Origin of the sequence: Piscibacillus sp. B03, assembly GCF_052246295.1 — a bacterium.
Classification (GTDB): domain Bacteria; phylum Bacillota; class Bacilli; order Bacillales; family Alkalibacillaceae; genus Piscibacillus.
In genome coordinates this window covers 20,971-33,253 of record NZ_JBQQCO010000027.1, presented here as the reverse complement: position 1 = coordinate 33,253, position 12,283 = coordinate 20,971, and the positions used below count along the sequence as shown (strand labels likewise).

Below are 12,283 nucleotides of genomic sequence, written 5' to 3'. Positions count from 1 at the left end.
GTGAGCAATGTAATGGAGAAATGTATCCTGTTGAATATATTGATGTTAGAGGTAAAACGCATACATTCAAAGGTAAGCACTAACCCAAAAGAGGACCGGACGTGGTTTTTACGTCCGGTTTTTCTTAAATATAAGTAAGAATCAGCAAAACACTGTTATGTGGTATTTATTACTAGGTGTATGTTTCATTTTGTGTACTGTCAAGTGAGTCTCTAATCGATAATCCTTACTATTAAGACCTGCTTAGTCTTTAAATTGATATGGTGATGTTTTGATTTTTTTTGCTTAGCCATGAGCTTTAGCTTTTTTCATGCACCTTGAATATTCGTTTAATTGTTTTAGTCATGCCCCAAAAAATATAGCGGTACACAACTGCAATAAGAAAAATTATATACATTATTTCGAAAAAAGAGAGAGCCATTTGACCAATTAAAAACGGATTACTGAAAATTAGAATTAAAGATAATAAATCCATTAAAGAGTATTTCAATCCAATTTTTCTGTACAAGTATTTAGTTTTTTTGAGATTAAAAACATCTTTAAGTTCCTCGCTTAACCATCCTTTGGCGATACATAAACTTGCTAAATAAATTCCCGAAGCAAATATAAGATCTATATTCAAAACCTGTGTAAGTGCACAATAAATGATTGTGAATAAGATTAAATACATGATAGTAATCCTCCAAAAATGTAATTTATTTTAATTTTTTGACTTTTTTTTACATTTTATCATATTATAATTATTACACCTAGTATAAACTTCTGAGTTAAAATAAACTAGGAGGTTTTTTTATGTTTAAACGGTTTTTAATTGTAGTAACAGTTGTTGTGACCGTATTTAGTTTGTTCGCTCCAACAAGTTTTGCCGGGGGGATAAACAATATCGGTAATGAAGAATCGATTGATAGAAAAACTTCGGAGAATTTTAATGTAAGTGAAGAATCGGAACAGCTAGCAGTAGAACTATCGGACTACTTCGAAACAGATTCAAATGGAGAAGTTGTATTTACTGCCGATAAGGAAACGCTTATAGAAATGGGAATTTCTGAAAGAGATGCGGAACTAATGATTTCGACTGATCTTAATAAGGGGTCTTTTAAAGAAATAAAAGATGAAGGTGAATACCAAACTCAAGGTTTTGTGGGTCTACACCTCAACTTAGGTCCAAGAGTTAGAGCGATGAGTGCTGTTGCAGCTGGTGGATTTGCAGCAGGGTATGTTGGTTGGCACATAAAACAAATCGCTAAAGCGGGGCCCTGGGGAGCTGGTGCCGCAGCCGCCATTACAGCCTCGGTAGCTGGTACAGTCGGATATGCGGTCAATAAGGGGTTAAGAAAAGTTAGTGTGGGTGTAAATATCCCCTTTGTAAGTATGTCGTATACAGTCAATATTCCATAAGTATTTATTGAAGACTACCTAAAGGTTACCTTTAGGTAGTCTTTTTTATATACGCAAGGAAGTCACGGCACGTTTCTGTTTTATATCCAAGTTCAACTTGTGGTACAATCGTAAAGAAAAACATAGGCAGGTGAGACTTGAAATGATCTATGAAAAAGCACCGGCAAAGATAAATTTAACATTAGATGTTTTACATAAACGTGATGACGGTTATCACGAAGTTGAGATGGTCATGACGACTATTGATTTAGCTGATCGTTTATCCTTTGAGAAAATGGATCAAGACAAGGTTGAGATAGCATCAGAAAATCGATTTGTTCCAAATGACCAACGCAATTTAGCGTTTCAAGCTGCAACTTTAATAAAAGAACGATATAATATCAAGTCCGGAATTCGCATACATTTAGACAAAAAAATACCCGTAGCAGCTGGGTTAGCAGGTGGAAGTAGTGATGCTGCCGCAACGCTACGTGGTGTTAATCGTTTGTTTGCACTTGGTTTATCAAATCAAGAGCTTCAAGTACTCGGAAGTGAGATTGGTTCTGATGTTCCGTTTTGTGTCATGGGTGGAACTGCACTTGCAAAAGGGCGTGGAGAACAACTCACGCCACTACCATCTCCGCCAGCCTCTTGGGTTGTACTTGCGAAACCAAACATCGGAGTTTCTACAAAAGATGTTTACGGCAAAGTTAATTTTGATGACATGCAACACCCTAATACCCAAGCAGCTATTAAAGCACTTGAAAATCAAAACTTTAAAGCTCTCTGTCAACATTTAGGAAACGTGTTAGAGCCAATCACTATTTCCATGCATTCGCAAGTTGCGCAAATTAAACAACGTATGGAGAAAACAGGTGGAGATGGGGTTCTGATGAGTGGAAGTGGGCCTACGGTTTTTTCGTTAGTTGCTAAAGAAGAAAAAGCAGTAAGAATCTACAACAGTTTACGAGGCTTCTGTTCAGAAGTATATGCTGTAAGGATGTTGCGCTAATTTATGGATAAATCCGTTCAATCATGGTATAGTCAACAAAGAATATTCGGTTTTGAGGTGAACGGCATATGAAACGAAGCGAACGTTTAGTGGCTATGACCCACTATTTCTTGAATAACCCTAAGACGTTAAGCTCACTACCTTACTTTGTTGAGGAATATCAAGCTGCGAAATCATCTATTAGTGAAGATATAGATATTATTGATAATATGTTCAGGCAGATGGGAATTGGTGAGTTGAAAACAGTTGCTGGAGCAGCTGGGGGTGTTCAGTACATTCCTGACATATCTAATGACCAAGCTACAACAATTGTTGAACATCTTATATCACAATTGGAGGATCCATCTAGAATCTTACCAGGCGGTTATGTTTATATGAGTGACTTATTAGGTCATCCAACTTATATACGTGAAATTGGTCAAGTATTCGCTTCAGCTTTTGAACATTCTGAGATTGATTATGTCGTAACAGTCGCGACAAAGGGAATTCCCTTAGCGTATGCAGTTGCGCAAGTGATTGGTGTCCCAGTTGTGATTATAAGACGAGATCCTAAAGTGACAGAAGGCTCAACGGTGAGTATTAATTACGTTTCAGGTTCTTCTAGAAAGATACAAACAATGGTACTTGCTAAGAGAAGCATCGAAGAAGGTTCGAATGTCTTAATCGTTGATGACTTTATGAAAGCTGGAGGGACAATCCAAGGTATGAAAAGCTTAATGCACGAATTCAATGCAAACGTTAAAGGTATTGGTGTATTAGCTGAAGCTGAGGATGAAGAAGAAGACCGTAAAGTACAAGATTATATTTCATTAATTAGAGTTATGGAAGTTGATGAAATTCAACAAACCATTAAAGTTGAAAAAGGAAATTACTTTAATTAATTTTATGAATTTAATCCCCGAACTAAGGATTTTTCCTGCTCGGGGATTTTTTTGATTAAAAATTTTATCTTCAAAATATTGAAAGTCTTTATATTATCTAGTAATCTCATAATTAACATATAAATTTAATATTTTTTTAAATTTTTTCAAAAAATAGAAGGATAATTTAAAATCTTGTGGAACTTTAGAAATAAGTCCTTATTTTTTAGATTGATTTTTGCCATTATTCAATCTATTTTTCGAAGCTTTTAAAGCTAGTAATTTTTTAAAGGTGGTGAGACATAATGCAAGTAACTGACGTAAGATTGCGCCGAGTGAACACGGATGGTCGAATGCGCGCGATCGCATCGATCACTTTAGATGGGGAGTTTGTCGTTCACGATATTCGTGTCATTGATGGGAACAACGGCTTATTTGTAGCTATGCCAAGTAAGCGTACACCGGATGGTGAGTTTAGAGACATTGCTCACCCAATCAATTCTGACACACGTGGTAAAATTCAAGATGCAGTCTTAGAAGAATACCACCGCGTCGGTGAGGAAGTCGAATATGAAGAAGCAGGTGCTTCTTAATATGGCAAAAGAGTCTAATCAAGTGTGATTAGGCTCTTTTTTTGGCTCTATAATATTTGTTGGGGTAAAGGTTATTTTCTGATAATTAACTATAAGTCTTAAGAGTAACCTTCCAGGTTAGGCCTTCCCTTTCCACGGGCGATCCGCGAGCCAGGGTGCTACTTGAATAATCTTCTTTGCACCCTTGCGCCGAGTAATCGCAGGCGCATCCTGTGGGGTCTCGCCTGGCTCGCTTTTCCCGTAGGAGTGTCAGGCCTACCTGGACATCTCTAGAAAATTTAACCTAAAATAAAAAACACGCAAGCTCCTTACTTGTTGCATTTTAATTAGACCAAAATATCCCTGGTTTAGCAGAGTTTATCATCACAATATTGTAAATATATTTAGACGCTGTTAAGTTGCAAGCGCTTATAATTTAAGATATATTCATAATGGATGAGAATGTGTTGGAGGGAAATGAATATGTCAAATAGATATGCCGTGGTGTTAGCGGCTGGTAAAGGTACACGTATGAAATCGAAGTTATATAAAGTGCTACACCCGGTGTGTGGCAAGCCTATGGTTGAACATGTGGTCGACCAGTTATCAGGTCTAAATCTCAAGGAAATGATTACGATCATTGGCCACGGCTCTGATTTGGTTAAAGAACAACTAGGCGAACGAACAAAGTACGCACTTCAAGAAGAGCAATTAGGTACTGGACATGCTGTTCAAATGGCTGAAAGTTACTTGAAGGGTAAAGAAGGAACAACCATCGTCGTTTGTGGTGATACGCCACTATTAACAGGTGATACGTTAAGTGAACTTATGACGTTCCATGAAAACGAAAAAGCTCAAGTATCTGTTTTAACGTCTAAACTAGATGACCCAACAGGCTATGGTCGTGTTATTCGCAATGAACACAATGAAGTAGAGAAGATCGTTGAACATAAAGATGCATCAGATGAAGAGCTTAAAGTGAATGAAATTAACACAGGTGTATATTGTTTTGATAATGAATTGCTATTTGATGCATTAGACAATGTATCAAATGATAACTCTCAAGGTGAGTACTACTTACCAGACGTTTTATCTATTGCTAAAGAACGTGGATTAAAAGTTGTAGCTTATACAACACCGAATTTTGAAGAAACAATCGGTGTGAACGACCGAGTTGCTTTAGCAAAAGCAGAAAGAATTATGCAGCGCCGTATTAACGAACAGCATATGCGTAATGGCGTTTCTATTATAGATTTTGAGAACACTTATATTGGTCCAGAAGTTGAAATTGAGTCTGATGTAACTATTGAACCAGGCACGAAAATTTCTGGAAACAGTGTCATTAAAAGTGATGCAATCATTGGTCCAAATAGTGAAATAAAAGATAGTGTAATTGGTGAAAATACCGTTGTTAAGCAAAGTGTCGTGGCAGATAGCAAAGTAGGGCAAAACGTTAATATTGGTCCTTATGCACATATTCGTCCAGATAGTGACATCTCAAATGGTGTTAAAATCGGAAACTTTGTAGAGGTTAAAAAGTCTGTTATTGATACAAACAGTAAAGTATCTCATCTTTCTTATATTGGAGATGCTGAAGTCGGTAAGGATGCTAACATTGGCTGTGGCACAATTACCGTCAATTATGATGGAACAAATAAGTATAAGACAGTGATCGAGGATGAAGCTTTTGTAGGCTGTAATTCTAACTTAGTTGCACCTGTGACGATTAAGAAAGGCGCATATGTCGCAGCAGGTTCGACAATTACAAAAGATGTTCCTGAAAAATCATTATCGATTGCAAGATCTCGTCAAGAAAATAAAGAAGGTTATGTAGAACGTTTGAAAAAACGTCAATAATATATTCTTTGGAGGTTCTCTATATTATGCCAAACCATTACAATGACCCTTACTTAAAAGTCTTTAGTCTTAATTCAAACCCAGGTTTAGCTAAAGAAATTGCTGATCATGTAGGTGTTGAATTAGGTAAAAGCTCAGTCAAACGCTTCAGTGATGGAGAAGTACAGATTAACATTGAAGAAAGTATTCGTGGATGTGATGTATTCGTAGTGCAATCCACATCAGCTCCTGTTAACGAACATCTAATGGAGCTCTTAATCATGGTTGATGCTTTAAAACGTGCATCAGCAAGAACGATTAATATTGTCATGCCTTATTACGGTTATGCTCGTCAGGACCGTAAAGCACGTTCAAGAGAACCAATCACTTCCAAATTAGTTGCTGATCTGTTAGAAACAGCAGGTGCGGACCGTGTCATCACGCTTGATTTACACGCAGCACAAATTCAAGGCTTCTTTAACATCCCTATTGATCACTTGGTAGGTGTAAAGATTCTAAGTGAACACTTCGTTCAGAAGAATTTAGAAGATGTAGTAGTTGTATCACCTGACCACGGTGGTGTAACAAGAGCTAGGATGTTAGCTGACCGCTTAAAAGCACCAATTGCGATTATTGACAAACGCCGTCCTAAGCCAAATGTGGCTGAAGTGATGAATATTGTCGGTAATGTAGAAGGCAAAACAGCTATTTTAATTGATGATATTATTGATACAGCTGGAACAATCACTCTTGCGGCTAATGCAATGATGGAAAACGGAGCTAAAGAAGTATACGCATGCTGTACACACCCTGTATTATCAGGCCCTGCTATTGAACGAATCGATAACTCAAAAATTAAAGAATTAGCCGTGACAAACAGCATTCCTTTATCAGAAGACAAGCAGTCTCCTAAGATTACACAACTATCTGTTGGCAAGTTAATTGCTGAGTCAATAAAACGTGTACACGAACATCGTTCAATCAGCACATTATTCGATTAATAATCAACTTCATAGAATGATTGTAATTTTTAATATTGGCTGTTTTCAAACGGCTTAGGGCAGCGTCTGTCTTGAGTTAGTTGACTAACAAGGTTAACAAAACAGTCTCTATAATTTTACTTCTTAGTTTAAAAAGGTATAATAAAGGGAAGGGGAAATAATAGATTAAAAATTACGGAGGTTGAAAATCATGGCAGCAACAATTCAAGCGAAAGATCGCTCAGATCTACGCAGGTCACAAACTAAACGTTTAAGAAATGAAGGTTACGTTCCAGCAGTTGTATACGGTAAAGGTAAAGAACCTCTTACTGTAGCTGTTGAAGGCGTTGAACTAATTAAAAACGTTCGCGACGAAGGTCGTAACGCTGTATTTTCACTTGAGGTAGAAGGTAAAGATAAGCTAAATGTCATGCTTTATGATTATCAGGCAGATATCATTAAAGATGAGTTAGTACACGCTGACTTCTATCAAGTTGATATGTCTACTGAAGTAGATGTAGAAGTTAATATTAACTTTGAAGGCGAACCACAAGGTGTGAAAGACGGTGGGGTTAAGCAGCAAACGTTACACACAATTAATGTTCGCTCAACACCAAATAACATTCCAGAAGAGATCGCAATTGATGTCTCTGAATTAACGATTGGTGATAGTATCACAATTAGTGACTTAAAATCAGGTAAAGGTTACGAAATCCTAGATGACCCTGAAACAACTGTCATTACAATCTTACCACCTCAATCAGCAGAAGTTCCTGAAGTGGGTGAAGAAGGCGGCGAAACAGACGCAGAGCCTGAAGTAATTAATGAAAAAGAAGATAGTGAAGAAGAATAATTAGTAAGATTTTTAATAAGTGTAAAGATCGAAGTCACATACCATTCGGCTTCGATCTTTATTTATTTCATCAATTACTCATAAACAGAAGGTTAAATATCTGTTGATAGAGAATGACTCTTATAGGTTTGTGAAACACTTAAGTATATCCTTACATAAAAAGCTACTGAAATAATTAAATTTAATATAGTATTTTGTTAAAATTCAATGTTGAGGGCGTACACAACAAAGCACCAGCCTGAAGCAACTATATAATAACTTGTTTTAACAAGCTTAAATGATAAAGGAGTCGCATAATATGAAGTGTATCGTCGGGTTAGGAAACCCAGGTTTTAAATATCGTAAAACGCGCCATAACATCGGCTTTATGGTTGTGGATCATATTGCAAAAGAAAATGGTTGGAAACTAAGCAAAAGTGGTTTTGAATCTCATTATACTGAAGAGCATTGGAATGGCGAAAAAGTTATTTTGTTAAAACCTCAAACTTACATGAACTTATCAGGAAACGCAGTTAAGAAAGTAGTAGACTATTATGACATTGACCCACAAGACATTGTGGTAATTTATGATGACTTAGATTTACCTACAGGACGTATCCGCTTAAGACAAAAAGGTGGTCACGGAGGTCATAATGGGATTAGAAACATTATTGATCAACTCGGGACCAAAGAGTTTAACCGTATTCGGCTTGGAATTGGACGACCAGAAACTGACTTACCTGTTGTCGATTATGTATTAGGTAAATTTTCGAAGGCGGAGCGACCCGATGTTGAAGAAGCCATTGAGAAGTCGGGTTATGCTTGTGAAGATTGGATGAAACAGTCATTTTTAGAAGTTATGAATACTTACAATACTAAGTAAGCCTGCATAATTCTCCTTGTTTTTGGCAAACCTATTTAATAGTTTGCAAAGGGAGGTTATTCCATGTCGGTAACGATGAAATGCAGGCATTGTCAACAGTCAATGGGTGTCATACACGATGAAGAACGGGTATATGATTTATTAGGGCAACAACCACTTGCCTTAGATATTGTGCAGCTTAATGACGATGGCGAAGTATTTGTGCAATTAGTATGTGAACATTGCGAAGATATTTTAACGCAAAACCCAAATTTGTTTGAAAATGATACGTTTATTCATTAATAGATTTACAAGCTTTGGCGCCAGCCAAGGCGTTTTTCTGCTTATGTATGAATTAGAACGAACTTAGAAAGTGCAAAGGGGGAGTAATCGTTGCAGAGTTTAAAGTCGTATTTTACTTCACAAGATGATATCACCAATTTGTTAGAGGGTCTTGAAAGTGGGATGAATGAGCAGCTTGTCGCAGGTCTGACAACTTCGACGAGGCAGCTACTTGCAAGTGCTCTTCAAGAAGAAACGAACCGGCCAATGTTATATATAACACATAATTTAACACAGGCTCAAAAGGTATTTGAAGAACTAGCTTCAGTCTCTCAAGACCCTGATTCTGTATTGTTATATCCAGTTAATGAATTATTGGCAGCTGAAACTGAAACAGCCTCCCCTGAATTAAAATCCCAAAGGTTAGAAGTCTGGGAGAAGTGGCAGGCGAATCAACAAGGTGTATTAGTGGCACCTGTTGCCGCTTTAAAACGTGTTTTACCACCTTCTGATGTAAGTGAACAGGCATCGGTTGAGTTTCAAGTAGGCGAAGTTTATCCATTCGAAGAAACGATTGAAAAGTTGGTTAAACTGGGATTTAAAATAACCGATATGGTGACAGCACCAGGTGAAATGAGTCGCCGAGGTGGGATTATTGATTTATACCCTTTAACAGAAGAAAAGCCGATTCGTATAGAGTGGTTTGATGACGAAGTAGAGTCGATTCGATATTTTAATGCGGATGATCAGCGGTCCGATGAAGAATTGAATCACGTTCATATTGGACCTGTTCATGAGTTTTTACTGACACCTGAACAAATGCAATCAGCGGCTGATCAATTGAAGGACCTTCTGGCAAAGTCGTTAAAGAAGTTAAGTGATCCGGAAAAGCAAGAAAGACTTCAAGAAGCAATCGGTTATGATATCGAACGTTTAGAGCAAGGGGAACAATTCCCAGGGCTTATTAAATACTTATCGCTACTCTATGATCAGGTTTATAGTTTAGTAGATTATTTGAGTGACGATACCATTGTTGTATTTGATGAAATGAGTCGCATTATTGAGACAGCAGAACAATTGGACAAAGAAGAGGCTAATTGGTATACAGATATGCTAGAAACCCAGTCATTAGTTAATGGATTAACGTTAACGTTTGACTGGGCTACAGTCATGCAAAAAATGACTCAACCTAAAGTCTATTTCTCACTATTTTTACGTCATATTCCAAATACGAAACCTGAAAATATCATTAATATTTCTAGTAGACAGATGCAAACATTCCATGGACAAATGCCGATGCTCAAAAATGAGATAGACCGGTGGACAAATGCCAATTATTCTGTCGTAATTATTGCTCAGGATGACGAGAGAGCTAATCGTATTGTTAATGTTTTAGATGATTATAATATGAAGGCATATCAAGTGGATTCTGACCAACAGTTACCAGTAAACGAACCCATTGTTATCCAAGGTAGTCTCGGTCAAGGGTTTGAGATGCCTGCTTTTAAGCTTGCAGTTTTAACTGAAGAAGAATTGTTTAAAAAGCAAAAACCTAAAAAGCGTAAACGCCAAAAAATTTCGAATGCAGAGCGTGTTAAAAGCTATCAAGAGTTAAAAGTTGGCGATTACGTTGTCCATATTAATCATGGGATTGGTAAATATTTAGGGATTGAAACGCTTGAAGTTAATGATTTACATAAGGATTATATGGTCATTAATTATTCAGGTAATGATAAGTTATATGTACCAGTTGATCAAATTGATCAGGTTCAGAAGTATGTTGGATCTGAAGGTAAAGCTCCGAAGCTGTATCGTTTAGGTGGCAGTGAGTGGAAAAAAGTTAAATCACGTGTACAATCGTCTGTTGAAGATATAGCGGATGATTTAATTCAGTTATATGCAGAACGTGAAGCGTCCAAGGGGCATGCCTTCTCACCTGATACTGAGATGCAACGGGATTTTGAAGCGGCTTTTCCATATGAGGAGACAGAAGACCAGGTCCGTTGTATTGAAGAGATCAAAAGAGATATGGAACGGGAACGCCCGATGGATCGCTTGCTTTGTGGTGATGTCGGTTACGGAAAGACAGAAGTTGCCGTTCGTGCAGCATTTAAAGCGGTTATGGATAACAAACAAGTGGCTGTTTTAGTTCCGACTACGATTTTGGCACAACAACACTTCGAAACGTTCCAGGAGCGTTTCCAAGAATTCGGTGTCAATGTCGGGTTATTAAGTCGTTTTAAAACTGCTAAACAACAAAAAGAAACGTTAGATAAGTTAAAGAAAGGTCTAATTGATGTTGTAATTGGAACACACCGTGTATTATCAAAAGATGTTGTTTTCAAAGACCTAGGGCTATTAGTTGTTGATGAAGAACAACGTTTCGGTGTTAAACATAAGGAGAAAATTAAGCAGTTAAAGGCAAATGTTGATGTTCTAACTCTAACTGCAACACCAATCCCTCGTACACTTCATATGTCAATGGTAGGCGTACGTGACTTATCTGTTATCGAAACACCACCAGAAAATCGTTTTCCAATTCAAACGTATGTGTTGGAGTATAACCCAGCGTTTATACGTGAAGCGATTGAGCGTGAGTTAGCTCGTGGTGGTCAAGTGTTCTTCTTGTATAATCGAGTTGATTTGATTGAAAAAGTAGCAGCTGAAATTGATGCATTAGTAGAAGATGCTAGGGTGAACTATGCACATGGACAAATGAACGAGGGACAACTAGAGGGTGTGATTTTTGACTTTTTGGAAGGTAACTTTGATGTCTTAGTAAGCACTACCATTATTGAAACAGGAATCGATATTCCAAATGTTAATACACTGATCATTTATGATGCCGATAAAATGGGACTTAGCCAATTGTATCAGTTAAGAGGACGTGTTGGGCGTTCAAATCGTTTAGCTTATGCTTACTTTACGTATCAACAAAATAAAGTCCTCACTGAGGTGGCTGAAAAGCGCTTAGAAGCAATTAAAGAATTTACCGAACTTGGTTCAGGATTTAAAATTGCGATGCGTGACTTGTCGATTCGAGGTGCGGGTAATTTACTTGGTACGGAACAACATGGATTTATCGATTCAGTTGGATTCGACATGTATTCTCAAATGCTTAATGATGCCATTAAAGCGAAGAAAGAAGGCAAAACTTATGAGGAGTCGAAGCCATTTGAGGTTGAGATGTCCCTAGATATAGATGCTTATATACCGGCAGAATATATTACAGATGAAGCTCAAAAAATTGAGATGTATAAACAGGTTCAGGCTGCTGAGGAGCTTCAAGATATTTATGATACGAAAGATGAACTATTAGATCGTTTTGGGGAATATCCTCAAGAGGTTGAAGATCTCCTTCAAGTCTCGCGTATCCGCATTCTAGCTAAGAAAGAACGTATTCAAAACATCGATGAAAGAAAGAATAAACTAGAGCTACTCATGGATGCAGAAGAGAGTCAAAAAGTAGACGGGGCTCAACTATTTACTCTTGCGAATGATTATGGACGGATGGTTCAGCTTGGGACTGAAGGAAAGCAATTAAAAGTTATGTTTCAGTTCCAACGCCAAAACCGCTCCGATCGTTATAAAATTTTAGAGGAATTTTTAACAAAACTGCCTGAAACAAAAAAATTACCAATAAATGAATAGTTTAGGTTTCTTGTCTCAT

The 12,283-nt window shown here is 37.3% G+C and carries 11 protein-coding genes; 10 read left to right on the top strand and 1 reads right to left on the bottom strand.

The genetic code is table 11. The annotated features are described in order from the left end of the window. Window positions 1-298: 298 nt before the first annotated feature. A complete protein-coding gene (locus ACTWQB_RS14730; protein ID WP_443139957.1) occupies window positions 299-670 on the bottom strand; it encodes a hypothetical protein in 372 nt (123 codons plus the stop codon). A 122-nt stretch (window positions 671-792) separates the two neighbouring features. Between ACTWQB_RS14730 and ACTWQB_RS14725 the strand changes: the two genes are divergently transcribed. The 10 genes from ACTWQB_RS14725 (at window position 793) to mfd (ending at window position 12,264) form a co-directional block, all read left to right on the top strand. Then, on the top strand, window positions 793-1,398 hold the full coding sequence (locus ACTWQB_RS14725; RefSeq protein ID WP_443139956.1) for a hypothetical protein: 606 nt from the start codon (window positions 793-795) through the stop codon (window positions 1,396-1,398). Window positions 1,399-1,540: 142 nt separating this feature from the next. Continuing rightward, on the top strand, window positions 1,541-2,389 hold the full coding sequence (gene ispE, locus ACTWQB_RS14720; protein WP_443139955.1) for a 4-(cytidine 5'-diphospho)-2-C-methyl-D-erythritol kinase: 849 nt from the start codon (window positions 1,541-1,543) through the stop codon (window positions 2,387-2,389). Between the two features lie 68 nt (window positions 2,390-2,457). Next, entirely contained in the window at window positions 2,458-3,270 is an 813-nt protein-coding gene (gene purR, locus ACTWQB_RS14715) for a pur operon repressor (protein WP_443139954.1), read from the top strand. A gap of 284 nt (window positions 3,271-3,554) precedes the next feature. Further along, a complete protein-coding gene (gene spoVG / locus ACTWQB_RS14710; RefSeq protein WP_054754931.1) occupies window positions 3,555-3,842 on the top strand; it encodes a septation regulator SpoVG in 288 nt (95 codons plus the stop codon). A 462-nt stretch (window positions 3,843-4,304) separates the two neighbouring features. Next, the gene (gene glmU, locus ACTWQB_RS14705; protein WP_443139953.1) at window positions 4,305-5,678 is read left to right on the top strand and encodes a bifunctional UDP-N-acetylglucosamine diphosphorylase/glucosamine-1-phosphate N-acetyltransferase GlmU; all 1,374 of its coding nucleotides are present in this window, start codon (window positions 4,305-4,307) and stop codon (window positions 5,676-5,678) included. Between the two features lie 26 nt (window positions 5,679-5,704). Continuing rightward, on the top strand, window positions 5,705-6,658 hold the full coding sequence (locus ACTWQB_RS14700; protein ID WP_443139952.1) for a ribose-phosphate diphosphokinase: 954 nt from the start codon (window positions 5,705-5,707) through the stop codon (window positions 6,656-6,658). A gap of 190 nt (window positions 6,659-6,848) precedes the next feature. Further along, window positions 6,849-7,490 (top strand): 50S ribosomal protein L25/general stress protein Ctc, encoded by a 642-nt coding sequence (locus tag ACTWQB_RS14695; RefSeq protein WP_443139951.1) that lies wholly within the window; start codon window positions 6,849-6,851, stop codon window positions 7,488-7,490. Window positions 7,491-7,788: 298 nt separating this feature from the next. Then, on the top strand, window positions 7,789-8,352 hold the full coding sequence (pth, locus tag ACTWQB_RS14690) for an aminoacyl-tRNA hydrolase (protein ID WP_443139950.1): 564 nt from the start codon (window positions 7,789-7,791) through the stop codon (window positions 8,350-8,352). Between the two features lie 63 nt (window positions 8,353-8,415). Beyond that, window positions 8,416-8,634 (top strand): anti-sigma-F factor Fin, encoded by a 219-nt coding sequence (locus ACTWQB_RS14685; protein WP_443139949.1) that lies wholly within the window; start codon window positions 8,416-8,418, stop codon window positions 8,632-8,634. Between the two features lie 90 nt (window positions 8,635-8,724). Next, the gene (gene mfd, locus ACTWQB_RS14680) at window positions 8,725-12,264 is read left to right on the top strand and encodes a transcription-repair coupling factor (RefSeq protein ID WP_443139948.1); all 3,540 of its coding nucleotides are present in this window, start codon (window positions 8,725-8,727) and stop codon (window positions 12,262-12,264) included. The last annotated feature ends 19 nt before the right edge of the window (window positions 12,265-12,283 follow it).